This window comes from Ruegeria sp. AB6, assembly GCF_056542685.1.
Genome location: NZ_JBQGAD010000001.1, coordinates 189,742 through 216,508, shown reverse-complemented (window position 1 = coordinate 216,508; position 26,767 = coordinate 189,742). Strand labels below are relative to the sequence as shown.

At 59.6% G+C, this 26,767-nt stretch carries 26 protein-coding genes and 1 pseudogene; 11 read left to right on the top strand and 16 right to left on the bottom strand.

Annotated features, from left to right (window positions below):
- Positions 1–16: 16 nt before the first annotated feature.
- A complete protein-coding gene (locus tag ACR0DB_RS01080) occupies positions 17–664 on the bottom strand; it encodes a response regulator transcription factor (RefSeq protein ID WP_170774562.1) in 648 nt (215 codons plus the stop codon).
- Positions 661–2,094, bottom strand: coding sequence for a cache domain-containing protein (locus ACR0DB_RS01075; RefSeq protein WP_480548304.1), 1,434 nt, complete (start codon positions 2,092–2,094; stop codon positions 661–663). Before ACR0DB_RS01075 ends, ACR0DB_RS01080 begins: the two co-directional genes overlap by 4 nt.
- 247 nt (positions 2,095–2,341) lie before the next feature.
- On the opposite strand from ACR0DB_RS01075, the gene ACR0DB_RS01070 reads away from it, so the two are divergent.
- The 3 genes from ACR0DB_RS01070 (at position 2,342) to ACR0DB_RS01060 (ending at position 6,845) form a co-directional block, all read left to right on the top strand.
- Positions 2,342–3,424 carry a TRAP transporter substrate-binding protein gene (locus tag ACR0DB_RS01070; protein WP_170774558.1) on the top strand — a complete coding sequence of 361 codons (1,083 nt, stop codon included), beginning with the start codon at positions 2,342–2,344 and terminating at the stop codon, positions 3,422–3,424.
- Positions 3,425–3,546: 122 nt separating this feature from the next.
- On the top strand, positions 3,547–4,473 hold the full coding sequence (locus ACR0DB_RS01065) for a TRAP transporter small permease subunit (protein WP_480548302.1): 927 nt from the start codon (positions 3,547–3,549) through the stop codon (positions 4,471–4,473).
- Positions 4,474–4,490: 17 nt separating this feature from the next.
- Positions 4,491–6,845, top strand: coding sequence for a TRAP transporter large permease (locus ACR0DB_RS01060; RefSeq protein WP_480548300.1), 2,355 nt, complete (start codon positions 4,491–4,493; stop codon positions 6,843–6,845).
- 56 nt (positions 6,846–6,901) lie between these two features.
- Here ACR0DB_RS01060 and ACR0DB_RS01055 read toward each other — a convergent pair whose 3' ends face one another.
- The 5 genes and pseudogenes from ACR0DB_RS01055 to ACR0DB_RS01035 form a co-directional block, all read right to left on the bottom strand.
- Positions 6,902–8,260 carry a dicarboxylate/amino acid:cation symporter gene (locus ACR0DB_RS01055; protein ID WP_480548297.1) on the bottom strand — a complete coding sequence of 453 codons (1,359 nt, stop codon included), beginning with the start codon at positions 8,258–8,260 and terminating at the stop codon, positions 6,902–6,904.
- A 243-nt stretch (positions 8,261–8,503) separates the two neighbouring features.
- A pseudogene (locus ACR0DB_RS01050) lies at positions 8,504–8,893 on the bottom strand (VOC family protein).
- Between the two features lie 6 nt (positions 8,894–8,899).
- A complete protein-coding gene (locus ACR0DB_RS01045; RefSeq protein ID WP_170788758.1) occupies positions 8,900–9,724 on the bottom strand; it encodes an arginyltransferase in 825 nt (274 codons plus the stop codon).
- A 78-nt stretch (positions 9,725–9,802) separates the two neighbouring features.
- Positions 9,803–10,234: an RDD family protein gene (locus tag ACR0DB_RS01040; protein WP_170774546.1), complete on the bottom strand. Its 432-nt coding sequence runs from the start codon at positions 10,232–10,234 to the stop codon at positions 9,803–9,805.
- A 66-nt stretch (positions 10,235–10,300) separates the two neighbouring features.
- A complete protein-coding gene (locus ACR0DB_RS01035) occupies positions 10,301–10,723 on the bottom strand; it encodes a DUF2852 domain-containing protein (RefSeq protein ID WP_170774544.1) in 423 nt (140 codons plus the stop codon).
- A 186-nt stretch (positions 10,724–10,909) separates the two neighbouring features.
- Here ACR0DB_RS01035 and ACR0DB_RS01030 point away from each other — a divergent pair, with 186 nt between their 5' ends.
- Genes ACR0DB_RS01030 through ACR0DB_RS01015 form a run of 4 tightly spaced genes read left to right on the top strand, consistent with a single transcriptional unit; the run spans position 10,910 to position 15,736 of the window.
- On the top strand, positions 10,910–13,699 hold the full coding sequence (locus ACR0DB_RS01030) for a [protein-PII] uridylyltransferase family protein (protein ID WP_480548295.1): 2,790 nt from the start codon (positions 10,910–10,912) through the stop codon (positions 13,697–13,699).
- Positions 13,686–13,955, top strand: coding sequence for a hypothetical protein (locus ACR0DB_RS01025; protein ID WP_480548293.1), 270 nt, complete (start codon positions 13,686–13,688; stop codon positions 13,953–13,955). The genes ACR0DB_RS01030 and ACR0DB_RS01025 overlap by 14 nt, the downstream gene beginning before the upstream one ends.
- Positions 13,956–13,994: 39 nt before the next feature.
- The gene (locus ACR0DB_RS01020; protein WP_480548291.1) at positions 13,995–15,197 is read left to right on the top strand and encodes an RSP_2647 family RNA methyltransferase; all 1,203 of its coding nucleotides are present in this window, start codon (positions 13,995–13,997) and stop codon (positions 15,195–15,197) included.
- On the top strand, positions 15,194–15,736 hold the full coding sequence (locus tag ACR0DB_RS01015) for an RSP_2648 family PIN domain-containing protein (RefSeq protein ID WP_480548289.1): 543 nt from the start codon (positions 15,194–15,196) through the stop codon (positions 15,734–15,736). Before ACR0DB_RS01020 ends, ACR0DB_RS01015 begins: the two co-directional genes overlap by 4 nt.
- 71 nt (positions 15,737–15,807) lie before the next feature.
- Here ACR0DB_RS01015 and ACR0DB_RS01010 read toward each other — a convergent pair whose 3' ends face one another.
- The gene (locus ACR0DB_RS01010; protein WP_480548287.1) at positions 15,808–16,497 is read right to left on the bottom strand and encodes a M48 family metallopeptidase; all 690 of its coding nucleotides are present in this window, start codon (positions 16,495–16,497) and stop codon (positions 15,808–15,810) included.
- 159 nt (positions 16,498–16,656) lie between these two features.
- On the opposite strand from ACR0DB_RS01010, the gene trhA reads away from it, so the two are divergent.
- Positions 16,657–17,340, top strand: a complete 684-nt coding sequence (trhA, locus tag ACR0DB_RS01005) for a PAQR family membrane homeostasis protein TrhA (protein ID WP_480548285.1) — start codon at positions 16,657–16,659, stop codon at positions 17,338–17,340.
- On the opposite strand, the gene ACR0DB_RS01000 is transcribed toward trhA, so the two are convergent.
- The 5 genes from ACR0DB_RS01000 to ACR0DB_RS00980 form a co-directional block, all read right to left on the bottom strand.
- Positions 17,329–18,513 carry a vWA domain-containing protein gene (locus tag ACR0DB_RS01000; RefSeq protein ID WP_480548283.1) on the bottom strand — a complete coding sequence of 395 codons (1,185 nt, stop codon included), beginning with the start codon at positions 18,511–18,513 and terminating at the stop codon, positions 17,329–17,331. The genes trhA and ACR0DB_RS01000 overlap by 12 nt on opposite strands.
- Positions 18,514–18,517: 4 nt before the next feature.
- On the bottom strand, positions 18,518–18,688 hold the full coding sequence (locus tag ACR0DB_RS00995; RefSeq protein WP_170774529.1) for a hypothetical protein: 171 nt from the start codon (positions 18,686–18,688) through the stop codon (positions 18,518–18,520).
- A gap of 3 nt (positions 18,689–18,691) precedes the next feature.
- Positions 18,692–20,056, bottom strand: a complete 1,365-nt coding sequence (locus ACR0DB_RS00990; RefSeq protein ID WP_480548281.1) for a DUF2927 domain-containing protein — start codon at positions 20,054–20,056, stop codon at positions 18,692–18,694.
- Positions 20,053–20,502, bottom strand: coding sequence for an N-acetyltransferase family protein (locus ACR0DB_RS00985; protein ID WP_480502518.1), 450 nt, complete (start codon positions 20,500–20,502; stop codon positions 20,053–20,055). The genes ACR0DB_RS00990 and ACR0DB_RS00985 overlap by 4 nt, the downstream gene beginning before the upstream one ends.
- Positions 20,503–20,599: 97 nt before the next feature.
- Positions 20,600–21,445 (bottom strand): AAA family ATPase, encoded by an 846-nt coding sequence (locus ACR0DB_RS00980; protein ID WP_170782567.1) that lies wholly within the window; start codon positions 21,443–21,445, stop codon positions 20,600–20,602.
- 372 nt (positions 21,446–21,817) lie between these two features.
- Here ACR0DB_RS00980 and dksA point away from each other — a divergent pair, with 372 nt between their 5' ends.
- Both dksA and ACR0DB_RS00970 read left to right on the top strand, forming a co-directional pair.
- Positions 21,818–22,240 carry an RNA polymerase-binding protein DksA gene (gene dksA / locus ACR0DB_RS00975; RefSeq protein WP_170774521.1) on the top strand — a complete coding sequence of 141 codons (423 nt, stop codon included), beginning with the start codon at positions 21,818–21,820 and terminating at the stop codon, positions 22,238–22,240.
- Between the two features lie 70 nt (positions 22,241–22,310).
- The gene (locus tag ACR0DB_RS00970) at positions 22,311–23,462 is read left to right on the top strand and encodes an FAD-dependent monooxygenase (RefSeq protein WP_480548279.1); all 1,152 of its coding nucleotides are present in this window, start codon (positions 22,311–22,313) and stop codon (positions 23,460–23,462) included.
- Positions 23,463–23,466: 4 nt separating this feature from the next.
- Here the strand turns inward: ACR0DB_RS00970 and xth are convergent, their stop codons facing one another.
- Positions 23,467–24,246, bottom strand: coding sequence for an exodeoxyribonuclease III (xth, locus tag ACR0DB_RS00965; RefSeq protein ID WP_480548277.1), 780 nt, complete (start codon positions 24,244–24,246; stop codon positions 23,467–23,469).
- Between the two features lie 284 nt (positions 24,247–24,530).
- On the bottom strand, positions 24,531–24,854 hold the full coding sequence (locus tag ACR0DB_RS00960) for a HesB/IscA family protein (RefSeq protein ID WP_170774515.1): 324 nt from the start codon (positions 24,852–24,854) through the stop codon (positions 24,531–24,533).
- A gap of 76 nt (positions 24,855–24,930) precedes the next feature.
- Between ACR0DB_RS00960 and ACR0DB_RS00955 the strand changes: the two genes are divergently transcribed.
- The gene (locus ACR0DB_RS00955; RefSeq protein WP_480548275.1) at positions 24,931–26,103 is read left to right on the top strand and encodes a deoxyguanosinetriphosphate triphosphohydrolase; all 1,173 of its coding nucleotides are present in this window, start codon (positions 24,931–24,933) and stop codon (positions 26,101–26,103) included.
- On the opposite strand, the gene ACR0DB_RS00950 is transcribed toward ACR0DB_RS00955, so the two are convergent.
- Positions 26,085–26,636, bottom strand: coding sequence for a putative pterin-binding protein (locus tag ACR0DB_RS00950; RefSeq protein ID WP_480548273.1), 552 nt, complete (start codon positions 26,634–26,636; stop codon positions 26,085–26,087). The two genes, ACR0DB_RS00955 and ACR0DB_RS00950, sit on opposite strands and share 19 nt — an antisense overlap.
- Between the last annotated feature and the right edge of the window lie 131 nt (positions 26,637–26,767).

Here is a 26,767-nt window from a genome sequence, read left to right as displayed (position 1 = left end):
GCGTGCCGCGCTGCGGTCAGAACCCTGGGCTGGTGCCCTGCAAGACGCCGTGTTCCAGCGCATAGCGGGTAAGACCGGCGGTCGAGGATATCCCCAGCTTGCGTTTGATGTTCTTGCGATGTGTCTCGACCGTGCGGACCGAGATGTCCAGTGTCTGAGCGACCTCTTTGTTGGACTTGCCCTGTGCGAGTTCCAGCAGGATCGTTTGTTCGCGCCCGGTCAGGGCCTCACGCGTGTTGTCGCCCTTGGGCTCAAGAGAGCCGCTGGCACCGGTGCACAGATATTGCTCGCCACGCATGACAGCGTCGATGGCCTGCTTGATTTCATCCGTGGGGACATCTTTGAGGACATAGCCTTTGGCCCCGTGGCTGAGCGCCGTCGAGATATATTCCGGGCTATCATGCATCGACAGGATCAGGATGCGCGTTTCTGGCAGGCGTTCGAGAATGATCTCAGTCGCGCTGAGGCCTCCGAGGCCGGGCATATTGAGGTCCATCAGAATGACATCCGGCTGCAACCCAGCCACCTGATCGACCGCATCCTGCCCGCTACCCAGAGTGCCGACCACCTCGATCTCGTCATAGCTTTCCAATATCGACTGGATCCCCTCGGCAACCATTGGATGGTCATCGACGATCAGAACCCGGATCGTGGTGTCGCTCATGTTCCGGCCTTTCGGTTTGGGGTTGCGTCTTCCTGCGGCGGCAGCAAGTGGCTGAGAGGCAGGCTGACCTCGATCACCGTTCCGCTGCGTGGGCCGCGTGATGACAGAATGCGCAGCGATCCGTCAAGTTGTTCGATCCGTTCCTGCATGTTGCGCAGCCCGATCCCGGCACTGCCATCGCTGGGTGCGCTGCGTAAACCGCGGCCATTGTCGGTGATCCGCATGGTCGCGCCCTTTTTGTGGCCGCGCAGGTCGATGGTGACGCTGGTTGCGCCGGAATGGCGCTCGATATTGGTCAGCGCCTCCTGCGCGATACGGTAGAGTGCGATCTTGCTGTCCTGATCCAGACGGTTGCGAAACACGACGGTCGAGAACTCGGTCTCGATCCCCGTACGCTCGCGGAAATCATCGGTTAGTGCCTTAAGGGCAGGGCCCAAACCCAGATCGTCCAGCACGCCGGGGCGCAGGTCACGGCTGATGCGGCGGACCTCGGTAATCGCGGTGCCCAGATGGTCGATCCCTTTGTCCAGCGGGGCGCGCGCGCCTGCGTCATCGCCGCGCGTCAGGCGGCGGCGGGCATTGTCCAGAGCATAGCGCACACCGACCAGGATCTGGCTGATCCCGTCATGGAGCTCACGGGCCACACGTCCGCGCTCTTCCTCTTGCGCGTCAAACACGCGTTGGGTCAGTTCTTTCAGCTTGGCATCCGCCAGCCTGCGTTCGCGGAAATTCAGTAACATGCCCGAGGCAAACACGATTAGAACGGCGGCCAGAACGATTCCGCCGATATAGGCAAAGGTGCGCTGCACGCGGGCTTCGACCTCGGCGCGGGCATTGGCGACGGTGGCGACGATATCGTCGATGAAGACCCCTGTGCCCACGGCCCATCGCCAATCCTGAAGACCAACCACATAGGCGATCATCTGCGCCTCTTCCCCGGTCGACGGTTTTTGCCACATGAAACTGTGCCAACCAGCCCCCTGCCGGGCGAGGCGGATGAACTCGTCCACAATCGGGGTGCCGTCGCTGTCGGTCAGACCTTCCCAGTTGCGGTTGATGAACTGGGTCTGACGCGGGCTGACCAGATTGTTGCCGTCGTAATCATAGACAAAGAAGAACCCATCCTTGCCGTAGATCATGGCCGACAGAATCTGCGTGACCAGATTCTGAGCCACATTGTCGTCGGTCGAGGCGCGGCCGTAGATATAGGCGAACCCGTTGCGGGCCTGCGTGACGTAGTTGCGCAGCTCTTCTTTCTTGGCTTCGATCAGGCGACGTTCCAGCGCCTGAATTTCACGCTCGGCGGTGGCGCGGGCCTCGTAGGTGACGAAGAATGCAATCGCTGCCACGGCCACCAACAGAGGAATGGCCGCCACAAGCGACAGTTTCTGGCCATAGGTCAGCGAGATCAGATTGCGGATTCCCCTCATGGTCGAATCGTTACGCAAGCAGGCGTCAAAATGCAAAATCTTTGGGTCTGCGATCGTGACGTCGCCCGTTTCGCCGGAAAATGGGCCCCAGATTTACCGGTTTTGTCCCGCACCCACCTCAAAAACCGGCAATCCTACGTAGTAGTAGGTATTCACATTCAAATTCCCGTCATTAGGCTGGCCGCACTGAAAACGACTGCCCCCGCAAAGTTCGGGGGATTGGACTATGTAGGGGAGGAACACTCATATGGATCGTCGTTCATTTCTAAAAACATCTGCACTGGGCGGCTCGGCCGCTGCCGCCACCACGCTGGCAGCTCCGGCTTATGCACAGGGCAAACGCACCCTGACCATGGTGACCTCGTGGGGTCGCGGTCTGGCGGGCGTGTTCGACAGCGCGCAGCGTTGTGCCGACAGCATCAACACTATGTCCGACGGCAGCCTGAATGTCGAAATCAAGGCCGCTGGCGAACTGGTTGGTGCCTTCGAAGTGTTTGACGCGGTGTCGTCCGGTCAGGCCGACATGTATCACGCGGCCGACTATTACTTTGTGGGTCAGCACCCGGGCTACGCGTTCTTCACTGCCGTGCCCTTCGGCATGACCGCGCAGGAACTTGTGAACTGGTACTACCATGATGGCGGCATGGAGCTGCATGACGAGCTGGGTTCGATCTTCGGCCTGAAATCCTTCCTGGCGGGTAACACCGGTGCGCAGGCAGGTGGCTGGTACTCGAAAGAGATCAACGGCCCCGAGGATTTCCAAGGTCTGAAGTTCCGTATGCCGGGTCTGGGCGGTCAGGCGCTGGGCAAACTGGGCGCATCGGTTCAGAACATTCCGGGCTCGGAAGTGTATCAGGCGCTGTCCTCGGGTGCGATTGACGGCACCGAGTGGATTGGCCCCTGGGCGGACGAAAAAGCCGGTTTCCAGGAAATCACCAAGACATACTACACCGCGGGCTTCCACGAGCCGGGCGCAGGTCTGTCGCTGGCAACGAACCGCGATGTGTTCGACGAACTGACACCGGCACAGCAGAAGATCATCGAGATCGCAGCTGGCGAAGCGCACCAGTGGAACCTGGCGCAATTCCTGGCCAACAACGGTGCGGCGCTGCAGCGTCTGCAATCGGGCGGCGTGAAGGTTCTGGAGTTCCCCGACAGCGTCTGGGATGCCTTCGGTCAGGCCAGCCAGGAAGTTCTGGACGAAAACATGGGCGACGAGCTGTTCAAGAAAATCCACGACAGCGCAATGTCGTCGATGGCAGCATCTTCGGCGTGGCAGAACCTGTCCTCGGGTGCCTACACCACGCAGCGCGACCGCGTTCGCGGCTAAGCAACCTACTCACGACCAAATGGTTTCCCCGCCCTGTGCGGGGAAACCTTTCCCGTTGCACGTGCCGGGCTTGGACATGCCCGCGATAAAACCTCGTGCAACTGACGCGACCTGGGGACAACATGCAGGACGATAACGGTATCTCGTTCTTCGGCGCCCTGTGGAATGGGCTGCTATGGCTCATTCAGAACATTGCCGAAGCTTTCTATAATTTCGGATATGCCATCACGCATCCGCAACTCTGGCTGGATTGGTCGGACAAGGCGTCGATCATGCGTTTTGTCTATTACGGCGGTTCGGTCGAGTTCTTCTTTGTGGTCTTTACCTTCTTTTTGGTTCTGACCGCAGTTGGACTGTATTACCGCAACTTCATGTGGGGAATGGTGCGGGTCCTTGAGGGTTTCGCCAACACAACCGGCCGCTTTTTCGCCTGGGCCGGCTTGCTGATGGTGATCCAGCAGATCGTCATCGTGTTCATGCAGCGGGTCTTTACCCGGCCCGATATGTCCTTTGGCCTGGGTATCCCGTTTACGCAAGATATCAGTTGGTTCGCGGAAGAACTTAAACTTTATAACGCCATGGTTGTCTGCCTGTGCTGCACCTACACTTTCGTTCAGGGCGGGCATGTACGCGTTGACCTGATCTACGCCGGGATCAGCCACCGGGCCAAGCGTGTGGTCGATATGTGCGGGGCGGTTCTGTTCATGATGCCGATGGCCGTGTTGACCTGGATGTATGGCTGGTACTTCATGTGGCGGCACCTGATCGTGCCGAAACCCTCGGCCAGTGATACGTTGGACCGCCTGGTCGCCAAGTCCCGCGCGCTGCGCTGGAACGTGGAAACCATCGGTTTTAGCCCCAACGGGTTCAACGCCTACTTCCTGTTCAAGATCCTGCTGGTGGCTTTTGCGGCCATGGTGTTCCTGCACGCCATCGCATTCCTCTACCGCTCGTTCCTGGAATACTCGGAAGGGTCCGAGAGCACCGGAAAATACCTCGACAAGGACAGCCTTGGTGAGGGTGAAGAAGCCTTCGAAGGCACGCATTAAGGACGGAGACCAAGACTATGCTATTCGGACTTGATGGCGTCGAGATAGGCCTCATTATCGTATTCTTCTGCCTTTTCGGAGGCATCCTATCCGGTTTTCCGGTGGCATTTGCTATCGGCGGGGCAGGGATCATTTCCTTCGGGATCATCGCTGCGCTGGACAGTGCGGGGCTGCTGATCCACCAGGCAATTGATACCGGCTCCCAAGCGTACCGGGACCTCGTCAATTCGGGGGTCAAACCAGAAACGGTATCAGTGTTCCGCTTCCCGGACCTACCAAGGATCGCCGAACCGGTCTTTGTGCAGGGCTGGGAAACCGCGCTGGACCGCAATGTGTCATTCATCGTGAACCGTATGAACGAACGCGTGCTGGCCGGTCAGTCGATTGAAACCCTGCTGGCCGTTCTGATGTTCGTCCTGATGGGTATCACGCTGGAACGCTCGAAGATCGCAAACGATCTGCTGACCACGATGGCGCGTGTCTTTGGCCCGCTGCCCGGTGGTCTGGCTGTGTCGATTGTGGTTGTGGGGGCGTTTCTTGCGGCCTCGACCGGGATCGTGGGTGCGACCGTGGTGACGATGGGCCTGCTGGCGCTGCCAACCATGCTGCGCAACAACTACTCGCCGGAACTGGCGACCGGTGTGATCGCGGCCTCGGGAACGCTGGGACAGATCATTCCGCCCTCGATCGTGATCGTTCTGCTGGGGACACTGGCAGGAGACCTGTATTCGACCGCGCAGGAAACCCGCGCGCAGGATGCGGGTTGTACAGACGCGCTGACCTATCTGGGTGAGCCCGCTGTGGTCTCGGTTGGGACATTGTTTCAGGCTGCCTTGCTGCCGGGGATCATGCTGGCGCTGCTGTATGCGCTTTATGCCTTTGGCTATGCGCTGCTGAATCCGGAAAAGGCCCCGGCCGTTGAAATGTCAGGCGGTAGTGGTGAGCCGATCACCCGTGCCGAAGGTCTGACCTGGTTGCTGGGTGCACCGGTTGCGCTGATCGTGGGAATGATGGTTCTGAGCAGTGCTGGTGTTGTCGGAAGCCAGAATATCAGCGTCTCGGCTTTCTCGGATATCGGTGAGGGCGCATCGCTGCGCACAAACGTGTCCGAGGAATGCAAAGCCTCGATGATCGACCTGCATGGGCAGCTGGCCTGGGATCAGGCCGTAGCCGAGCAAGAGGCCATCGACGCCGCAGGTGGGGCCGCCGAGTCGACCCGCCTAAGCGAAGAGGAACTGGCCGCTGCGCAGCAAGCCAAGATCGCTTCGGCTGCGCCGATCGGCACCGGTGTGGCCGTCATGGTCGTGCTGCTGGGTCTGACGCTGGTCATGGGTCGCGGCATCGCGCCATCGAAGCCGACGCAGCCGCTGATCGTAGGGGCCATCGGCCTGTTGCTGATGCTGTTGTTCGATGTGCTGTTCATCGCTCCGACCACGTCCTCGGGTGTGACCTTTGCGCTGCTGGCGGTGCCGTTTGCGCTGGCCATCTATGGCTGCAAAGAGGCCGCCGCGCGCTGTGCGACCAATGATCTGATCCGTGTGGTCTTCCCGCCGCTGGTTCTGATCATCGCGGTTCTGGGCTCGATCCTGGGTGGTGTGACTAACCCGACGCCCGCTGCGGCGCTGGGGGCAGGCGGGGCGATCATGCTGGCCGCTTACCGCAAGCTGCAGGATCAGGGCCGCTCGGCCAAGGTGATCATCTGGGCGACTTTGGCCGTGATCGTGGCCTTGCTGATGGGCGTGAACTTCGATCTGCGCATCAACCAGAGCGATGTCAGCGTCGAGACCTGGATTGCCTTCATCGTGGCCTATGGCGCCTACCTGTTTGCCCTGTTCGGCCTGCTGTTTGGTTGCTGGGTCTTGTTCACCAGCGGGGTTCTGACGCCCGTGGTGCGCGAGACGGCCAAGGTGACCTCGATGGTCTTTACCATCCTGATCGGCTCGCAGTTGCTGAACCTTGTGGTGATCTCGTTCGGGGGGGAACACTATATCCAGCAGTTCCTGCGCAGTTTTGACAACGAGTTTACGGTCTTCCTGATCGTGATGCTGGTGCTGTTCATTCTGGGCTTCGTGCTGGACTTCCTCGAGATCATCTACATCGTGATCCCCATTGTGGGTCCGGTGATCTATGGCGGGTCGTTCGATCCGAAATGGGTGACGATCATGGTGGCGGTGAACCTGCAAACTTCGTTCCTGACGCCACCTTTCGGGTTCGCGCTGTTCTACTTGCGCGGTGTTGCTCCGAAAGAAGTTACGACGGGCCATATCTATCGCGGGATCGTGCCCTTCGTGCTGATCCAGGTGGTGGGAATCGCCATCCTGTGGTTCTTCCCGTCCATCGTGACCATCGTGCCGGATCTGATCCCGAACTGATCAGGCCGACAGAAGAATGACAGACCGGAGGCCCTGTGGCCTCCGGTCTTTTTTGTTCAGGCTTTTGCCTTTGGACGCGTCAGTTCCGCAAAAGCAGCTTCGGCCTCGTGGTCGATATCCAGCGTGGCGGGGGTCTGCGTCCCAGCGTCGGGGTCATTGAAGACCGCCCGGTCCAACTTGCCGACACGCTGCGCAACGATGGTGGTGACAACTGCGTCGCCGGTGATGTTCACCACCGTCCGCATCATGTCGATGATCCGGTCAACGGCGAGGATGATGGCGATCCCGTCCAGTGGCATACCCAGCTGGTTCAGAACCATTGCCAGCATCACAATCCCCACGCCAGGTACGCCCGCCGTTCCGATTGATGCCAGAACGGAGATCGAGATGATGGTCATATAGCCACCCAGCCCCAGATCAATCCCATAGGCATTGGCCAGGAACACGGTTGCCACCCCATGCATGATCGCGGTGCCGTCCATGTTGATCGTCGCGCCCAACGGGATGCCGAACGAGGCAACCGAGCGGTCCACACCAATGCGCTGCGTCACGCATTGCATCGAGGCCGGGATCGTCGCGTTTGAGCTTGAGGTCGAGAAGGCAAATACCTGCGCCGAGCGCATCTTGCGCAGAAACGCGCGCGGGCTGAGACCGGTGCACACATAAAGCAGCACCATCAGCGTCACGCAGAGGTGAAAGACCAGCGTGATGCTGATGGTCGTCAGGTACCCGATGACCGGGGCGAACAGGCTGAACCCTTCGACCGCGAAGGTCTTGGCGATCAGGCAAAAGACACCGATCGGGGCAAAGGCCATCACGATCTCGACGATTTTCATCGCCAGTTCGTTCATGAAGGTGCAACCCTCGACAAAAGTTTTGGCGCGGCTGCCGATCATCAGCACGGCGATACCGACAACGATCACGTAGAAGATGATTTGCAGCATTTCGCCATTGGCCAGCGCCTGAACCGGGTTCTTGGGGATGACGTTTGCCAGTATCTGCCACGCAGTATCCTGCGTTGCGACGGACACATCCGCGCTGGCCATGTGTAGGCTGTCAAATCCCATGCCGGGATTGATGATGTTGGCGAACACCAGCGCCGTCATCACCGCCAGCGCCGTGGTCGCCAGATAGGTGACAAAGGTCAGCCCGCCTACGCGCCCCAACACCTTGAGATCACCAATCCCAACCACGCCGCACAGTAGGGAAAAAACCACCAGCGGTACGACCAGCATTTGCAGCCCGTTCAGGAACATCTGACCGACCATGGTGAGCAGGCCGTTGACCATATGCTCCTGAAGGAACGGGATGTGCCAATAGTTCAGGGCCAGTCCAAGGGCTGAGCCAAGTACAAGGGCCGTCAGGATTTGCGTTGTCAGGTTGGCCGCAAGCAGCCGTCGAATAGCATGAGTCATTGTCCGTCTCCCTTTACCAAAGCCAAACCCGCAGGTCGGGAACCTGTTGCATCACGGGCTATGTCATTGAAGCCCAGCCGTGCGGATCTAAACGGGGTCGAACGGCTGAGGGTCAGGATTACTTGGTGACGTAGGGTAAGGATTCAATCGCTGGGCGTAGGGAAGTCGCCATTTAGATGATTAATAATTCTTCATCTTTTCTGTCTGATCTGCCCTGAGGCAGTCGAAATACCGGACCACGCCCTAGATGAACTCAATCAAATCCCAGCGATTTCCAAACGGGTCACGCCAGACCGCGACGGTTCCATAAGGTTCATGACGCGAGGTTTCCTCGAACGTCACGCCGGCCGCTTTCATGGCGGTGTAGTCGCGTTGAAAATCATCGGTTTGCAGGAAAAAACCAACCCGGCCGCCGGTCTGGTTGCCAATCGCCGCCGCCTGTTCCGGCCCGTCGGCCTGCGCCAGTAAAAGCGAGCCCAGCTCGGATCCCGCAGGGGCGACACGCACCCATCGCTTGCCTCCGCCCAGGTCGATATCCTACAACAACGAAAAGGACAGGGTTTGGGTATAGAATGCAATCGCCTCATCATAGCCGGGCACGACCAGTGTGACCGCGTGCATGCTTTGCCGCATGGGGGATCAGCCTTTGGTAGGGTGACGGTCGGGCAGTTGGATATTGGCGACCTGCTCGGCAATCGGAGCGGTGGACAGCGGATGATGTCCTGCAGCTGCAAGGTCGGAGGGATCACTGACGCGTGTCCATTCGCCCCGAATATAGACCTCCAACCCCGAGAAACGGGCCTTGTAGCCCATCTTGGGGCTGCCCGGCACCCAATAGCCCAGATAGACATAGGGCAATCCAGCTTCCCGTGCGATGTCGATATGGTCGAGGATCATATATGTCCCGAGGGAATTCTGCGGCTGATGTGGGTCGTAAAAGGAATAGACCATGCTCAGCCCGTCATCGAGTACATCGGTCAGGCTGACAGCGATCAGCTCATGCGAGTTTGGGTCAGCGTATTCTACGACGCGCGACCGGATCGGAGTTTCCTCGATCATCGCGGCGAATTCGAACACGTCCATATCGGCCATGCCACCATCGGAATGGCGGGTGTCCAGATAACGGCGGAACAGCTCATACTGCTCATCTGTGGCCCAGGGCGAGTTTGCCTTGCGCTGCAAATAGGCGTTGCGCTTGGCTGCGCGTTTCTGGCTTTTGCGGGGTTTGAAGGCCGACACGTCGATCCGTGCCGACAAACAGGCCGCGCAATCGGCGCAAGAGGGACGGTAGAGCACGTTCTGAGACCGCCGAAACCCTTGTTGTGAAAGGGAATTGTTCAACTGGTCCGCGCCTTCACCTTGCAGGGCGGTGAACAGTTTCCGCTCCATCTTGCCCTCAAGATAAGGGCAAGGCTGTGGGGCCGTCACATAGAATTGTGGCGCAATGGGCAGCGTGTGTCGCATGAACGTTCCGTGTTTCCTGGGTCGGATGATAACAACCGATCCCGGAACCGCCAAGTGATTCACGCAGCCCTGTTTGTCTTATGCGCGCTGGTTGATCATCACTGTTCCAAGGAACGAATCCGTCAGGCCCTGACAGCGTGCGCTGGTCAGCATCATGATGACCGAAACGATCTGCACGACAAAGAATGCCATGCTAACGAAATACCCCGCCGTGTGGGCCACCGCTTTGCCCAGATCCATCCGCGCGCCGAATGCGTCGCGCAGCTCGATCCCCATAAAGCGCATGCCCAGCGTGGCCGACCCGTTGGTGATCGTGACCACGCGGTAAACAAAGCTGATGACGCCGTAGATCAGCGGCAGGAAAAACAGCCCCGCGCCAAGGGTCAGGAAGACCGGCACGATACACAGCAGCGAAATCAGCGCGATATCGAACAGCCAGGCAACAAAGCGTTTAGTCGCCACCGATTGATAGAATTCCGGCTGGCGATCGGGATCGGGTAGATGGGTCATATAGGGATATCCGCGTCGTTGAATAGGATCACCCTGTCCCGAAATCCGGGGCAGGGCAAGGTCGGATCAGGCCGTCGCGCCGGTTTCGGCGTCGTCGCGGTTTTCGCGGGCGCGTTCATCCATGAACTGGTCGAACTCGGCCTTGTCCTTGGCTTCGCGCAAACGGCGCAGGAAGGCTTCAAATTCTTTCTGCTCACGTTCCAGTCGCGCCAGAGTGTCGGACTTGTAGGCGTCGAACGCGCTGTTGCCCGAAGGTTTCATGGCGCTCATGTGGCTGTTCCAGGATTTGCGACGGCTGCAGGATTTGCTGAACATGCGTTTGCTCCAGATCATATAGGCCAAAAGGGCAAGGCCCACGGGCCAGAAGAAGATGAAACCAAGCACCATTGCGGCGATCCAGGCGCCTTTGCCTTTGTCGTCCAGCCAGGCCTCGATACGGTGCAACCATCCCGGATTCGAAGGGACGGCGGGGTCGGATAGTGCGGTCATTTGGGTTCTCCGGGTTGATGTAAATTGTTTTCACATTGAATAGATGGGGACTACTAGTTGCGTTGCAAGGGGGTGATGTAAAAATGTTTTACATTGTGTTGGTGTCAGTGACGCAGAGTGCCAGTTTCCACTTGTACAAGCCCTTGAAATCAGGCCATCTCTGATCATTGTGATGCAGGAGGCCGCATGACCGACGCTCTGACAATTCACCGAATGCCGCGCCCGTTTGATCCGGCTTTGGGCGATGAGGCGCGCGCAACGGTCCCCGATGCTACGCCGCAGCAGGGCGAATTGATTGCTGGCGTTGCAGGCTCAAGCCCGTACCTCAAAGGGTTGATTGATCGGGAAAAAGACTGGCTGGCGCAGGCGTTGCACCATCCCGATCAAGCCTTGGCTGAGGTAATGTCCGCCGCGCGCGCACTGCCACCGGATCAACTGAAGCCCGGTTTACGGCAAGGCAAGCGGCGGATGGCGCTGCTGACCGCGCTGGCCGATGTAGCAAGGGCATGGCCGCTAGAAAAAGTCACCGCTGCGCTGACGGATTTCGGCGCGCTGGCGGCTGATGTGGCCGCCAAGGCCGAGATCGCGGCGTTGATCCGGCGCGGTAAACTGCCCGGTATGGTCGAGGACGACGTTGAAACCGCCGCCGGGATGATCATTCTGGCCATGGGCAAGATGGGCGCGCATGAGCTGAACTACAGCTCGGATATCGACCTGATCGTGCTGTTCGATGAGACCCGGTTTGACCCGGATGATTTCTATGAGGCCCGGCATGGCATGGTGCGGGCCACGCGGAACTTCTGCGCCACGCTCAGCGACAAAACCGCCGATGGCTATGTGTTCCGCACTGATCTGCGCCTGCGCCCTGATCCGGGGGTGACGCCGGTTTGCATGGCGGCCGAGGCCGCCGAGCGGTATTACGAAAGTCTGGGCCGCACTTGGGAGCGTGCCGCCTATATCAAAGCGCGCCCCTGTGCAGGGGACATCGCAGCAGGGCAGCGATTTCTGGATACGTTGCGCCCCTTTGTCTGGCGGCGGCATCTGGATTTTGCCGCTATTCAGGACGCCCACGACATGCGCCTGCGCATCCGCGAGAATAAGGGGACCGGCGGCGCTCTGACCATTCCGGGCCACGACATGAAGCTGGGGCAGGGCGGCATTCGTGAGATCGAATTCTTCACCCAGACCCGACAGCTGATCGCCGGAGGGCGCGACCCCGATCTGCGCGTTCGCGGCACGGTGCCGGGGCTGGCCGCGTTGTCCGAAAAAGGCTGGGTCCCGCAGGAGGTCGCCGACAAGCTGACCGACCATTACCGCGCCCACCGCGAGGTCGAGCATCGCATCCAGATGATCCATGATGCCCAGACCCACAAGGTGCCGCAATCGCCCGACGGGATCGCGCGTGTCGCCTGCCTGATGGGGATCGACAGCACCGAGCTGACCGCCGACCTGACCCGTCGCCTGACCGAAGTGCATGAGCTGACCGAAGGCTTCTTCGCCCCCGGAGCCGCAGCCCCCGCGCCGACCCCCGAGGTCGCGTTTGACGAAGGGGTCATGGCGCGCTGGCCGACCTATCCGGCGCTGCGCTCACAACGGGGTGCGCGTATATTCGAAAGGCTGAAACCGGAACTGCTGTCGCGTCTGGCCAAAACCGCGAAACCGGATGAAGCGCTGCTGGCGCTCGACGGATTCCTGTCGGGCCTGCCTGCGGGGGTGCAACTGTTTTCCCTGTTCGAGGCCAACCCACATCTGATCGATCTACTGGTTGATATCGTAGGGACATCTCACGCGCTGGCGGGGCACCTTTCGCGGAATGCCTCAGTTTTTGACGCGGTGATTGGCGGCAGCTTCTTTGATGACTGGCCGGGGCAGGCGGCCTTACAGGCCGATCTGGAGCAGGCGCTGGCGCAAGAGTCGGATTACGAGACGCAGCTAGATTTCGCCCGACGCTGGTGCAAGGAATGGCATTTCCGCATTGGTGTTCACCACCTGCGCGGGCTGATCGACGGGGCGCAGGCCGGGCAGCACTATGCCGATCTGGCTAGTGCCGTGATTGCCGCGCTTTTGCCGCATGTGGCCGGGCAATTCGCCCGCAAACACGGGCCGGCGCCGGGACGCGGGGCGGCGGTGCTGGGCATGGGCTCGATCGGGGCGGGGCGGATCAATTCGCAATCCGATCTGGATATGATCGTGATCTATGACCCGCTGGATCAGGACATGTCCGACGGCCCGCGCCCGCTGGCCACGCGTACCTATTACGCGCGGTTCACGCAGGCTTTGATTACGGCCTTGTCTGCGCCCATGTCGCAGGGGCGGCTCTATGAGGTCGACATGCGTCTGCGCCCTTCGGGCAATCAGGGGCCGGTGGCAACCAGTTGGGCCAGTTTCACCAACTACCAGCAGAATGAGGCATGGGTCTGGGAACACTTGGCCCTGACCCGCGCCCGCGTTGTGGCTGGAAATGCTGATCTGGCGCAGGATATCGAAACCTTCCGCGCTGAATTCCTGACCCGCCCGCGCGATACTGCGCAAGTGCTGCGCGAGGTAGCCGAGATGCGCAGCCGTCTGGCCGCCGCCAAATCTCCGGCTGGTATCTGGGATGCCAAGAACGGTCCGGGCCGGATGATGGATATCGAACTTATGGCCGAGACGGGCGCGTTGCTGTCCGGTCTGCCGCAGCGCGATGTGCAAACGGGGCTGGACGGTGCGGTCGCTGCCGGGCTGCTGGAGGTCGCGCAGGCGCAAACGCTGAAGGACTGCTATGATCTATGCTGGTCGGTACAATGCGCGGCCCGGCTGCTGTCGGGCAAGGTGATCGAAGCCGACAAGATCGGCGAGGGCGGTGCCGCCTTCCTGTGCCGGGCCACCGGGTTTGAACAGGTCGACCAGCTTCAGGCCGCGTTGCAGGACAGTTACGACACCGCTGCCGGGATCATCGGCCGCGTGATTTCGGAGGATACCCATGGCGCGCAGTGACGACCCCAACGACCACAAGGGCCTGATCCGCGAGGCATATAATATCGAGGGCATCACCTTGCCCGAATGCCGCAGCATCTTTCTGGACTGGGCACTCAGCCTGCCTGCGGATCGGGACCAGACGCAGGCGCTGACCGATCTGCACTCGATCTACGCGGCGAAGGCGGATCACCCGATGACGCAGGTGCTGGCCGAGGGGCTGCAGGCAGCACAAAAACCCAAACGCCGGGGCGGCTGGAAATCCCGCAACCGTTAGGGCTTTTCCCCGCGCGCGGGAGCCACTAAGAGGGGCGGCATGACCCAATCCGCCGACCGCCCCCGTATCCGCCTGAAACCCAAAGCCAACGCGCGCGGCCTGCGCCACGGGTTCCCCTGGGTCTATGCCAATGACATTGTCACCGACCGCCGTACCCGCAAAATCCCGGCGGGCGCCTTGGCCGTGTTAGAGGACGAAAACCGCGCACCCATCGCGTTGGTTGCAGTGAATCCCGAATCCAAGATTATGTGCCGCGTGTTGGACCGCGATCTGGATGCTGATCTGAACGCCGCGTGGTTCGAAACCCGCCTGCGCCGCGCGCTGGACATGCGCGAGCGTCTGTTCGACGCGCCCTATTATCGTCTGATCCATGCCGAGGCAGATGGATTTCCCGGCGTCATCATTGACCGTTTCGGAGACGCCTGCGTCATCCAGCCCAACGCGGCGTGGGCCGAGGCGCATCTGGATGTCCTGACCGATGCACTCGTTGCTGTGACGGGCGTGACAACGGTGCTGAAAAACGCCTCGGGCCGCACGCGCGGGCTTGAGGGGCTGGACGATGTGAACCTCACCCTGCGCGGCACCACCCCCGACGCGCCCCTGCCGGTTCCGATGAACGGGGCGACCTATATGGCCGACCTGACCGGCGGCCAGAAAACCGGGCTGTTCTACGACCAACGCCCCAACCACGCCTTTGCGGCCCGGCTGGTCCAGCCCGGTGCACAGGTGCTGGACGTATTCAGCCACGTGGGCGGGTTCGGTCTGGCGATGCTGGCTGGCGGAGCCGGGCAGGCACTGTCCGTGGATGGCTCAGCCGCCGCGCTGGAATTAGCCGCCCAAGGCGCGCAGGCGTCCGGCTGTGCCGACCGGTTCCAAACCCGGCAGGGCGATGCCTTCGATGTGCTGACCCAATTGGGCGAAGAGGGCGCGCAATTCGACGTAGTGATCTGCGACCCTCCTGCCTTTGCGCCCTCGAAACAGGCACTGGACGCGGGCCTGCGCGCCTATGAACGCATCGCGCGTCTGGCCGCGCCGCTGGTCAAACCGGGCGGCTATCTGGGCCTGTGTTCATGTTCCCACGCCGCCGATCTGGGCCGCTTCCGCGATGCGTCGTCCCGCGGGATTGGCCGGGCAGGGCGTCAGGCGCAACTGATCCACACAGGCTTTGCTGGCCCCGACCACCCACAACTTCCGCAACTGGCGGAAAGTGGATACCTCAAAGCCGTGTTCTACCGGTTGTGAGGGCTGTTCTGGATACCTGCGTCATCTACCCCACGGTGATGCGAGAGATGCTGCTGGGCGTGGCAAAGCTGGGCCATTTCGAACCCATCTGGTCGGCGCGCATCCTCGAAGAATGGGCCCGTGCCGCCCGCAAACTGGGCCCCACGGGCGAGGCACAGGCCCGCGCCGAAATCGCCCTGATACAATCGCACTGGCCCAAGGCGGAACGCGCGGCGCAACCGGGCGTGGAACAGCGCCTCTGGCTACCCGATGCCGCCGATATCCACGTTCTGGCCACCGCCATAACCTCGTCGTCAGATGCGATCATCACCATGAATGCCAAGGACTTCCCCCGAAACATCCTGTCGGATGAGGGCCTGATCCGCCAAGACCCAGACACGCTGCTGCATGGCTTCTGGAAAGCCGACCCGCAAGGCCTCTCGGATACCGCCCACCGAGTCCTCGCACAGGCCAACCGCCTCTCAGGTGACCAATGGACCCTGCGCGCGCTGATGAAAAAAGCTCGCCTCCCGCGTTTGGGCAAAGCCCTCACGACCTAATCCCGATCCGCCCTTCATCTGGCTAAAAATATCCCGGGGAGTGTGAGGGGCTGGCCCCTCACAGCCGAAACCTATCCACCCGCACCCCAACGCTGCTCCAACGCCTCCAGCGCCGCAATCCGCTCATCTGTCTTGGGATGGCTCATCAGCCACGCCGGAGTAACCCCCGCCCGCTGTTCAGTCAGTTCCTCAAGCTTATGAAACAGGGATTTCTGGGGCCCAATCCCGATCCCCGCCTTGGTCAGCAACGCGGCGGCGTATTCGTCCGCCTCATACTCATCGCCCCGCGACAAGCGTGAGGCCAGAAGATGAGTCAACATATTGGCAATCCATGCGCCGATAAACGGAATGAACCGGGCAAACAGCATCATCAACGCCGCCCGCAGCGCGTTCTGACCGGAAAAATCAATCATCCGCCGCCGCGCATGACCCAAGGCCACATGGCCCAGCTCATGCGCGATCACGCTGGCCATCTCCTCGGCCGAGACGTCTCCATTGCGGAACTTGCGATAGAACCCGCGTGTGATGAAAATCCGTCCATCCGGTGCGGCCAGCCCATTCACAGGGTCGATCTCATAGATATAAACCGGCACACGTTCGATCTCGAGCGCGGCGGCCAATCGGTCAGTCATGCGTTTTAGAGCGGGATCCGCCAACTCTGTAGATTTCGCATCCAACTCGCGATGGGTGCGCCAGACGGAAATCCGGTACATGACAACGGCATAGGCAATCGCCAGCAAGATCGGAGTTAATCGCAGCATACCTCAGATATGGGGGGCGATCGGGGCGAGGGCAACAAAAAATCGGGGCTGAAACGATCACGATGCCCTAGCTCGCGTGACATCAATCTAGGGTGAGGTCGCCTGAAACGACTGAGCCTTTGCTTGCCGCGCGAGGGGTTGCGCCATACCCTTGTTATCATGTGGTCTTTTGCAGAAATCCGCCCATCTTACAGCCGCGCCGAGCGTATCAGCGACGGGTTTGTGCATATTCTGGGCGTCAGCGCTGCCAGCATCGCGGTTCCTGCGCTCATTTTCTTGACGGTTCAGTACCGCACCGAGCCCGCCGCGATACTGGGCGTTTCAGTTTATGGGGTCACGCTTATTCTGATGCTGTCGCTTTCGGCAGCTTACAACATGGTGCAATCGGACAGGTGGGGGCATGTATTGCAGCGGTTGGACCATTCCGGAATCTATGTGAAAATTGCTGGAACCTATACGCCATTCATATTGATTTCGGGCGTACAGTCGCCGGGTTTGTTGATTGGTTTGTGGTCTTCGGCAACGCTTGGGTCGGCCCTGAAGATGATTGACCCGCATCGCTTTCGATGGTTTGGGTTGGGGCTCTACGTTTTTATGGGGTGGGCCGTCGTCTGGGCGGGGCAATCTCTGCTAGCGGACCTGTCCCATCCCGTTATCTGGCTGATGGTCGCAGGCGGCATTGTCTACACGACCGGGATTGCCTTTTACCTGTTGGACTGGCTGCCTTTTCACAACACGATCTGGCATGTTTTTGTTCTGACAGGCAGCGTTCTGTTTTTTGCCGCCGTTTCCGCGCATACGGCATGGGCCCCGGCGTTACCGAGCGAACCTTTATCGCGTTAGCTTGCGCATGCCCTGTTCCAGCCCAGCCAAGGTCATCGGCACCATGCGGTCCTCGAAAATCTCGCGGATCATGCTAACGGAATGAGTGTATTCCCAGTATTTCTCGGGCACTGGGTTGATCCACAGGTTTGAATTCCACTGGTCTCGTGCGCGTTGCAGCCAGACCTGACCTGCCTCTTGGTTCCAGTGCTCATTCGCCCCGCCGGGGTAGGCGATTTCATAGGGGCTCATGGAGGCATCGCCTACGAAAATACACTTGTAATCGGGGCCGTAGGTGCGCAGCACCTCATGGGTGGGGGTCTGCTGATCCCAGCGGCGGGCATTGTCGCGCCAGACGCCTTCGTACAGGCAGTTGTGGAAGTAGTAATATTCCAGATGCTTGAACTCGGTCCGCGCGGCCGAGAACAGCTCTTCGACCACCTTGATATGCGGGTCCATTGATCCGCCTACGTCCAGAAACAACAGCACTTTGACCGCGTTGTGACGTTCGGGGCGGGTTTTGACGTCCAGATAGCCGTGTTCGGCGGTGGCGCGAATTGTGCCGTCCAGATCCAGCGCATCCGCCGCGCCTTCGCGCGCCCAGCGGCGCAGGCGTTTCAGGGCGACCTTGATGTTGCGGGTGCCGAGTTCAACAGTGTCGTCTAAGTTTTTGAATTCGCGCTTGTCCCAGACCTTGACCGCGCGCTGGTGGCGGCTTTCCTTCTGGCCGATACGCACGCCCTCGGGGTTATAACCATACGCCCCGAACGGAGAGGTCCCGGCAGTGCCGATCCATTTGTTGCCGCCCTGATGGCGGCTTTCCTGATCCTTGAGACGCTCTTGCAGCGTCTCCATCAGTTTTTCGAACCCGCCCATGGCCTCGATCTCGGCCTTTTCGTCCTCGGACAGGTGCTTTTCGGCCATCTTGGCCAGCCACTCGGCGGGGATGTCTACGGCCTCGATCACCTGATCAAAGCTGATCTCTTCCAAGCCCTTAAAACTGGCAGCAAAGGCCTGATCGAACTTGTCGATATTGCGCTCGTCCTTCACCATCGAAACGCGGGCGAGGTAGTAGAATGCCTCGACATCATAGGTGGCCAGGCCCTTTTTCATGCCTTCCAGAAAGGTCAGATATTCGCGCAGCGAGACGGGAATACGGGCTTTGCGGAGGTTTTCGAAGAAGGGCAGGAACATGGGTCTATGCGATCAGCCGGACGAGAATGAGGGACAGGACCAGACCCACCAACGAAAAAGCGATGCCATAGCCCGCAGCGTATTGCGCCATATCCGCGCCGCTGCCATTGCGTTTGCGTGCCGTCAGTGCCCCGAGGATTGCCCCCAGTATCGCCATTCCCAGAACTACGACCATGCGTTAACCGCCTCTGTTGTTTGACGGTGCTTCTGCTACCTCTTGCATCAGCGACCGGACCACCGTTTCCGAGCCAAAGCCGTAGCGCGCCCACCCCAGACTGTCCAGCCTGACGGAACGTGCCTGCGTGGACCGTCCGGCCTGATTCAGCGCTTCGGATTTCAGCAACAGCAAAGTCGCCAATTGCGAGGCGTTCTCGGCGCGGGTCATCACATCAATGGCTTTGTCCAATTCGGGCAGGAAATCGGGACCGCTGCCTTGCGCCAGCGCATAGGCGCCAAGCTGCGTGGTAATGTAGGCCTGATGCACCTCAGTACTCGGTGACGTGCGCAGAAATTGCAGCGCGATATCATATTCGCGCAAAGCAGCTTGCGGGTTGTCAAATTGCCCCATGCGCCCCATCAGGTAGTGCGGATAGGCGCGGCGGTGGTCGGTCCAGCCCTGTTCCTGTCCGATCTGCGCGGCGCGCTGGGCAGAGCGTAGCCGGGCCTGCACGTTGCGGTTGGGGTTCAGCGATTTTTGCACCGCCCTGATCCATTCACGCGGGGTTTCTGACGGGGGACCTACGGGCTGGACTTCGCCGTTTGGGTTCAGACGGCGTAGAATGCCGGGGATAACGGCTTCGACTTGTTCACGGCTCATGCCGCTGCGCAAGTCAGGCGAGTAGGCGGCGCGCAGCATCAGCATATCGAACCCGGTCAGAACGGTATGTATATTGTCATCGTTAAAGACTGAATCCGGCAGGTGATACAGGTCGTTCAGCGGCCCCAGAGCCTGTGCAATCTCTTCGTGCAGGCAATCGCGCTTTTCCTGCGGGCTGGCATCGTAGGGGATGAAAATCCCCAGTCGCTGCCGGTCTTGCAGCCGGGCCCAACTGCTTTTCTTCTTGCGCCGATCCCGGCTGTATTCCTCGAAACTGGAGGCGTTCGGGACGACGAAACAGGCGGCTTGCGGCAGGATATCCTGAATTTGGTCCTGAGTGACGGCCTCGATGGTGATATTTGCCTGACCTTCGGGGATTTGCTTGATGTCGATCCGGGCTTCGCGGCGCAGACGGTTGAGCAACCGGGTCAAGTCCTGCTGCATCGACGGAGTAACCTGGCCGGTCAGGCGCACCGTCACGGGCCCCTCGAAGCGAGTAAAGACCGGTAGGGGCGTGCCGCTTTCCAGCGCAAAGTGAAGTGATACGAAATCGCGCGCCATATCGGCATTTGCCCGACCGGGCGGGGTAGGGCGCGGGGTTACAAAGGCCTTTGGGGGCGGCAGCCCTTCAACTGTGGGCTTCACCCGGCTGGGTGGTTCTGGGACGGAAACAGCCGTACATCCAGCCAATGCCAAACCGAACACAAGAGCAGCCCAGCGGATCATGCGCGTTGATACCGAATGAAAGGGGTCTGTTTGCCGATCCGATCATACAATTTGCGAGCGGTATGGTTGAATTCTTGCGTCAGCCAATAGACCGATGGCGCGCCTTGTCGGTCAGCCTCGTCATACACGGCTTGAATTAGCGCGCGTCCAACGCCGGTTCCGCGCGCCTCGGGGCGGGCGAACAGATCCTGAAGGTAGCAGACACTTTCCTCTTTCCACGCATGGCGGTGAAACAGGTAGTGCGTCAGGCCGACCAAACCATCGGAGCTTTCGGCAACAAAGCACGAGAAATCATGCGGATCATCCCCTAAAAGCCGCGCGAATGTGCTGTCATAGGTTTTGTCGGGTACGGATGTTTCGTAGAACGCCAGATAATCGCGCCACATCTCAGCCCATTCGGCCCGGTCATCGGGCCGCAAGGCACGGATCGTAAGGGTGTCAGACACTCAGATTGCCCCATCTGCTCGGATGCCCGACAGTCGGGCGATCATGTGCCAATGCTGACAGCCCGCTTGCCGTAAGGCAAGGCTGATCACTGGATGTTCAGCGTTTGCTACGCGCCATAAAGGCCAGACGTTCGAACAGATGCACATCCTGCTCATTTTTCAGCAGCGCGCCATGTAACTTGGGCAGCGCATTCGCCCCGTCGCGTTTCAGATCGTCGGCGGTCAGATCCTCGGCCAGCAACAGCTTGAGCCAGTCCAGCACTTCCGAGGTCGAGGGCTTTTTCTTCAGCCCCTGCGTCTCACGGATTTCATAAAACTGTGTCAGCGCGGTGGTCAGCAGGGCATCCTTGATCCCAGGGTGATGGACCTCGACGATGCGGCGCATCGTGGTCTCATCTGGGAAGCGGATATAGTGAAAGAAACACCGGCGCAGGAAGGCGTCGGGCAGTTCCTTTTCGTTATTCGAGGTGATGATCACAATAGGCCGGTTCTTGGCTTTGATTGTCTCACCAGTCTCGTAGACATGGAACTCCATCTTATCGAGTTCCTGCAGCAGGTCGTTGGGAAATTCGATATCGGCCTTGTCGATCTCATCAATCAGCAGCACGACCTTTTCGTCGGCGTCGAATGCCTGCCACAGCTTGCCCTTGCGGATATAGTTCGACACGTCATGCACGCGCTCATCGCCCAACTGGCTGTCGCGCAGACGGCTGACGGCGTCATATTCATACAGGCCCTGTTGGGCGCGGGTGGTGGACTTTACGTTCCACTCGATCATCTTCAGACCCAGCGCATCAGCTACCTGCTTGGCCAGTTCGGTCTTACCGGTGCCCGGCTCGCCCTTGACCAGCAAAGGCCGTTCCAAAGTGACCGCAGCGTTGACGGCGATGGTCAGATCATCGGTGGCAACATATTCGGCTGTGCCTTGAAAGCGTGCGGTCATTGGGGCCTCATGATAGGTCGCGCAGGTTGTGCCTTTGGGGTTACAGAGGGGCGAAGATTTTTACAACCCACGTCGCTGCGTCGCCCGATGCGGAATTGACCAGCAACTCCAAGGGCTTTGCTTGATTCGTGCGCTAACACACCCTGAGGCAATAAAAAGTTTGCCCAGAAATCGCCCGCACTTTTTCACAGAAAAACAAGGTTTTGTTATTAGTTGTCTCATATTTAGACGCTTTAGGATTACACAACACAGGCGCGTCGTTTGCATAGTGACAATCCCCGCGCCGTCAGATAAACGCTCCGCAGAAGGGAATGCCTCATGTCTGGTGAAGAGAGAGCACTCGGCGTTGCAGGCCACACCGAGGGAGCAAAAATGAAGCAGGAAGTATTTCTGCCCGAAGATTATCGTCCAGCCGAAGACGAACCATTTATGAACGACAAGCAGCTTGAGTATTTTCGTCGTAAGCTGCTGGACTGGAAGACTGAGCTTTTGGCAGGCAGCCGCGACACGATCGAAGGTCTGCAAGACAACACTCGTAACATTCCGGACGTTGCAGACCGCGCGAGCGAGGAAACCGATCGCGCGCTGGAACTGCGCACCCGCGACCGTCAGCGCAAGCTGGTGGCCAAGATCGACTCGGCTCTGCGCCGGATTGATGAGGGCGAGTACGGCTATTGCGAAATGACGGGTGATCCGATCTCGCTGCGGCGTCTGGATGCGCGCCCGATCGCGACCATGACGCTTGAGGCGCAAGAGCGTCACGAACGCCGCGAGAAGGTCCACCGCGACGATTGATCGCTGTGAATTCTGGAAATCTTTGACGCCGGGGCATGTCGCCTCGGCGTTTTTGCGCTAAGCCTTGCGCATGAATATCGACGGTTTGAGTTTTGCCGTAATCGGCGGCGGTATTGGTGGTTTGGCGGCTGCTCTGGCCCTGCGCCAAAAGGGCGCGCAGGTGACGGTGCTGGAACAGGCGCCAGCCCTGACCGAAGTGGGCGCGGGCCTTCAGATCAGCGCCAATGGCATGGCCGTTCTGCGTGCGCTGGGTGTTGAGCACACAGAGCCGCGTGTAGGACAACGCTCAAACGGAACGGTTCTTCGCGACTACCGCCGAGGCCGCGTCATCAGCCGTATTCCGCCCCCGACGGCCGGCCCGACCTACTACTACCATCGCGCCGATCTATTGGACCTGTTGGCGAAGGCCGCGCGAAACGCGGGGGTCGATATCCGTTTGGGTGCTCAAGTGTCGCAGGTGATCAAACATCTTGGCGAAGCCGAAGTGGTTTTACAAAGCGGTGAGCGATTGCGCACCGAATGCGCCATTGCCGCAGACGGAGGACGCAGCATTCTGCGTCCGATCCTGAACGGAGAGGAACAGCCGCAATTCACCCGCCAAATCGCCTGGCGTGCAACGATACCTTGGGCTCAACGCGACCGAGCGCCATGTGCGTCACTGACAATGGGCCCGGGTCGCCATGTGGTCTTGTACCCTCTACGTGACCAGCAAATGATGAATGTGGTAGCAATCGAGGAACGCTCGGACTGGACAGATGAAAGTTGGCGCAGGGAAGGTGATCCTGACGATCTTAGGGCGCGCTTTCAGGATTTCGGCGGCCCAGTTCGGGAGGTGCTGACCGAGGTTGCGCAAACCCACCTTTGGGCCCTTTACCTGCGGCCGGTGGCGCAAAGTTGGCAGAACGGTCGGCTTGCTTTGCTGGGGGACGCTGCCCACCCCACTCTACCTTTCATGGCGCAGGGGGCATGTCTTGCATTGGAGGACGCCTGGATCTTGGCGCGTGCATTTTCTGAGCAATCAGGGGTGACCCAGGCGCTTTCGGTCTACGAGACCACCCGCCGCCCCAGAGCCCGCAACGTCGTGGCCGCGGCTGGTGCCAATGCCCGCAATTTCCACCTGCGCGGACCGATGCGTCTGGGCGCGCAACTGGCCTTGTCCGTTATCGGTGGGAAATTGGCACGCAAATACGACTGGATCTACAATTACGACCCGACAGCATAGGGGATCAAAGATCGAGTTCCACCCAAACCGGAACGTGATCTGAAGGCTTTTCGTGCCCGCGTATCTCGGAATCAATCCGGCAATCGCGCATCAGATCTGCCGCCTGCGGGGTCAGCAGGAAATGGTCGATGCGGATGCCGTCATTCCTGTTCCATGCCCCGGCCTGATAATCCCAAAAGGAATAGTGCCCTGGCCCCTGTGCGCGCGCCCGGAACGCCTCGGTAAAGCCGAGGTTCAGGATTTTACGAAATGCCGCCCGGCTTTCAGGCCGAAACAGAGCATCCTCCCGCCATGCCTCGGGACGTGCGGCGTCTTCGGCCTGAGGAATGATGTTGTAATCCCCGGCCATCAGTGCCGGCTCTTCACCAGCAATCAGCTCCTGCGCGCGCTGATAAAGGCGCTCCATCCAGGCAAGCTTATAGTCATATTTCGGTCCCGGAGCCGGATTGCCGTTTGGCAGATACAAACCGCAAATCCGCAACGAGTGCTTTCCGACAACCGTCGCCTCAATCCACCGCGCTTGTTCGTCGTCATCGTCGCCCGGTAGCCCTCGTGATACATCCTCAAGCGGGAATTTTGAAAGGATTGCCACTCCGTTAAAGCTTTTCTGCCCGTGGGTTTCGACATTGTAGCCACGGTCTTCGAAAAGTTCCCTGGGAAAGTTCTCATCCACCGACTTGATCTCTTGCAGCAACACGATGTCGGGCTGCGCGTCATCCAGCCAACGGGGCAGAGCCTCAATCCGTGCTTTGATACCGTTGATGTTGAATGTGGCGATTTTCATGCGCAATCCTCCAGAGCCATTGGCAACCTATCGCGCAGAATGAACGCAGCGGCAAGATGGCGGAGGGCTGGGGAGCGAGGCTCTGCCTCGCGCTCCGGGATATTTTTAGCCAGATGAAGAAACGGATCGTTAACCAATCCGTGCGATCTCTAATCTGCGGTACAGGCGGGGAGGCCGATGACCGCGCCAGGTGAAGCTCTCCGGCATTGAGGTCGGAGAGCGGATCCCTTCTTCATCTGGCTATAAATATCCTGGGGGTGTAGGGGCAACGCCCCCACCTTTGCTTACATGGAAAATGATGTGCCGCAGCCGCACGATGAGGTCGCGTTCGGGTTTTCGATCACAAACCGTGCACCGATCAGTTCCTGTGTAAAGTCTATGACCGCGTTTTCCAAAAACGGCAACGAGACCGAGTCCACGATGACTTTCTGTCCTTTACCCTCAAGGATCAGATCATCCTCTTTCGGTTCGTCCAGGGCGATTTCGTATTGGAACCCGGAACAGCCGCCGCCTTCTACCGCGACGCGCAGGGCTTGTCCCTGATCCGCAGCGCCGATTTCAGCCAGACGGTCGAAGGCGCGTTCGGTGACTGTTGGGGGCAGATTCATGCCACGCTCCAAAGGTTTATTTCTGTACCACACTACCATATAGAAAACCCAAGGACAGGCGACAAGGACAAGACCTTTGGAAAGAGCGGGTTTTGCCTCGGACCCCAGTCGCGCGCGAGGGCGGTTGGTGCCAGAGGAAGAGAGCAGTTTTCGGTCATGCTTTCAGCGCGATCGTGACAGGATCATTCATGCCAGCGCGTTTCGGCGGCTCAAGCACAAGACGCAGGTTTTTGTGGAGCATGAAGGGGATAGCTATCGCACCCGCCTGACGCACTCCATTGAGGTGGCGCAGGTGGCGCGGACTATTTCCGGTGCTTTGGGCCTCAACCCGGAACTAACCGAGGCCGTCGCTTTGGCTCATGATTTGGGTCATACACCATTTGGTCATACGGGTGAGGATGCGTTGCATGCCATCATGCAGCCCTATGGTGGCTTCGATCACAATGCACAAGCCATTCGTATCGTGACCAAGTTGGAGCGGCACTATGCCGAGTTCGATGGCTGCAACCTGACATGGGAGACGTTGGAAGGGATTGCCAAGCACAACGGCCCAGTTGAGGGCGTGTTGCCTTGGGCGTTGGCAGAGTGCAACGGCGTTTTTGATCTGGAACTGCACACCCATGCCAGCGCCGAGGCGCAAGTGGCCGCATTGTCAGATGATATCGCTTATAACAACCATGATTTGCTGGACGGGCTGCGGGCGGATTTGTTCAGTGATGACGAAATTCAAACCCTGCCGATTGTGGGTGCGTGCTATGCCGAGGTCGATCGTGCGTACCCAGCACTGGACCCGTATCGGCGCAGGCATGAGGCTTTGAGGCGCGTCTTTGGGGTCATGGTCTCGGATGTGATCGACACGTCCGCTGGGTTAATTGCCGAGTCTGGTGCGCAATCGGTGGAAGATATCCGCCATTTGGATCGCCCGGTGATCCAGTTCTCGGGGCAATTGTGGGCGCAGTTGCAGGACATCCGCGCCTTTCTGTTCACCCGGATGTATCGCGCGCCCTCGGTGATGGAAGTGCGGGCCGAAGTTAGCAAGATCGTCGAAGAGTTGTTCCCGATTTATCTCGGGGACCCCCGTCAAATGCCGGCCCGCTGGCACGCTGATATTGAGGCGGCTGACAATGAAACCGCACTTGCCCGGATCGTGTCAGACTATATCGCCGGTATGACGGACCGGTTTGCGATACAGGATCATGTACGGTTGACAGGACGACCCGCGCCGGCGGGTCACTCGATCCCGATATAGGCCAGCGCCCAGACCTGTTGGCTGGCTTGCGAGTCGGCTGCGTCGGCATCGTCGGTTGGCGGGAACACGATCATGGTGGGGCCATATCCTCCGACGCCCATCGGTTCACCGTCGGCATGGGTGGCTAAAATGGGTTTGTACGTCGAAATGCTGTCCCATGGGATTTCCGCCTGATACCCGTCCATTGCCATGGGACGTGCGGTTTTTCCTTCGGCCCCCGCAAGGATCATAACGTCCGACAGCAGCGGGCCACTGAAAGTGTAGTTGCGCTGATGATCGGGCGGGCCATAGGGAATAGTGATTTGAATCTGGGGTAGGCTGTCCAGAAGGGCCGCGTCAAACCCTGCTGCACCCTCATGGGTCACTTCGAGAAACCCAAGCAGCCCGCCATCATTCTCGCCCCGCGCCGGCAGGTTGGTTTCGCTGACAGCGCCACCCAATGTCACCAGCACATGTCCTTGCGGTGCGGGCATCTCGGCCAGAACGGGCAGGGTGGTGGACAGAAGCAGACTGAGGGATAGGGCGAGGCGCATCAATGGTCTCCGAATTTCGCGTTTCGGTCTGACTGTAGCGGGGATCGCGCCCAAACCAAGGTCAAACTTTAGGCATCCATTGACCTTACCGCGCTGCGTGATAAACCGCCGGGCAAGCAAAAGGACATCCG

Excerpts from the sequence above, each read along its gene's own strand:
- ACR0DB_RS00960 (WP_170774515.1), bottom strand. The coding sequence starts at position 24,854 with ATGAATCTGCCCCCAACAGTCACCGAACGCGCCTTCGACCGTCTGGCT.
- ACR0DB_RS00980 (WP_170782567.1), bottom strand. The coding sequence starts at position 21,445 with ATGACCGCACGCTTTCAAGGCACAGCCGAATATGTTGCCACCGATGAT.
- ACR0DB_RS01055 (WP_480548297.1), bottom strand. The coding sequence starts at position 8,260 with ATGACTCATGCTATTCGACGGCTGCTTGCGGCCAACCTGACAACGCAA.
- ACR0DB_RS01010 (WP_480548287.1), bottom strand. The coding sequence starts at position 16,497 with ATGCTGCGATTAACTCCGATCTTGCTGGCGATTGCCTATGCCGTTGTC.
- ACR0DB_RS00970 (WP_480548279.1), top strand. The coding sequence starts at position 22,311 with ATGAATATCGACGGTTTGAGTTTTGCCGTAATCGGCGGCGGTATTGGT.
- ACR0DB_RS01075 (WP_480548304.1), bottom strand. The coding sequence starts at position 2,094 with ATGAGGGGAATCCGCAATCTGATCTCGCTGACCTATGGCCAGAAACTG.
- ACR0DB_RS01000 (WP_480548283.1), bottom strand. The coding sequence starts at position 18,513 with ATGTTCCTGCCCTTCTTCGAAAACCTCCGCAAAGCCCGTATTCCCGTC.
- ACR0DB_RS01035 (WP_170774544.1), bottom strand. The coding sequence starts at position 10,723 with ATGACCGCACTATCCGACCCCGCCGTCCCTTCGAATCCGGGATGGTTG.
- ACR0DB_RS01060 (WP_480548300.1), top strand. The coding sequence starts at position 4,491 with ATGCTATTCGGACTTGATGGCGTCGAGATAGGCCTCATTATCGTATTC.
- ACR0DB_RS01030 (WP_480548295.1), top strand. The coding sequence starts at position 10,910 with ATGACCGACGCTCTGACAATTCACCGAATGCCGCGCCCGTTTGATCCG.
- ACR0DB_RS00995 (WP_170774529.1), bottom strand. The coding sequence starts at position 18,688 with ATGGTCGTAGTTCTGGGAATGGCGATACTGGGGGCAATCCTCGGGGCA.
- ACR0DB_RS01045 (WP_170788758.1), bottom strand. The coding sequence starts at position 9,724 with ATGCGACACACGCTGCCCATTGCGCCACAATTCTATGTGACGGCCCCA.
- ACR0DB_RS01040 (WP_170774546.1), bottom strand. The coding sequence starts at position 10,234 with ATGACCCATCTACCCGATCCCGATCGCCAGCCGGAATTCTATCAATCG.
- ACR0DB_RS01065 (WP_480548302.1), top strand. The coding sequence starts at position 3,547 with ATGCAGGACGATAACGGTATCTCGTTCTTCGGCGCCCTGTGGAATGGG.
- ACR0DB_RS01025 (WP_480548293.1), top strand. The coding sequence starts at position 13,686 with ATGGCGCGCAGTGACGACCCCAACGACCACAAGGGCCTGATCCGCGAG.
- ACR0DB_RS01080 (WP_170774562.1), bottom strand. The coding sequence starts at position 664 with ATGAGCGACACCACGATCCGGGTTCTGATCGTCGATGACCATCCAATG.
- dksA (WP_170774521.1), top strand. The coding sequence starts at position 21,818 with ATGAAGCAGGAAGTATTTCTGCCCGAAGATTATCGTCCAGCCGAAGAC.
- ACR0DB_RS00950 (WP_480548273.1), bottom strand. The coding sequence starts at position 26,636 with ATGCGCCTCGCCCTATCCCTCAGTCTGCTTCTGTCCACCACCCTGCCC.
- ACR0DB_RS00990 (WP_480548281.1), bottom strand. The coding sequence starts at position 20,056 with ATGATCCGCTGGGCTGCTCTTGTGTTCGGTTTGGCATTGGCTGGATGT.
- ACR0DB_RS01020 (WP_480548291.1), top strand. The coding sequence starts at position 13,995 with ATGACCCAATCCGCCGACCGCCCCCGTATCCGCCTGAAACCCAAAGCC.
- ACR0DB_RS01070 (WP_170774558.1), top strand. The coding sequence starts at position 2,342 with ATGGATCGTCGTTCATTTCTAAAAACATCTGCACTGGGCGGCTCGGCC.
- xth (WP_480548277.1), bottom strand. The coding sequence starts at position 24,246 with ATGAAAATCGCCACATTCAACATCAACGGTATCAAAGCACGGATTGAG.
- trhA (WP_480548285.1), top strand. The coding sequence starts at position 16,657 with ATGTGGTCTTTTGCAGAAATCCGCCCATCTTACAGCCGCGCCGAGCGT.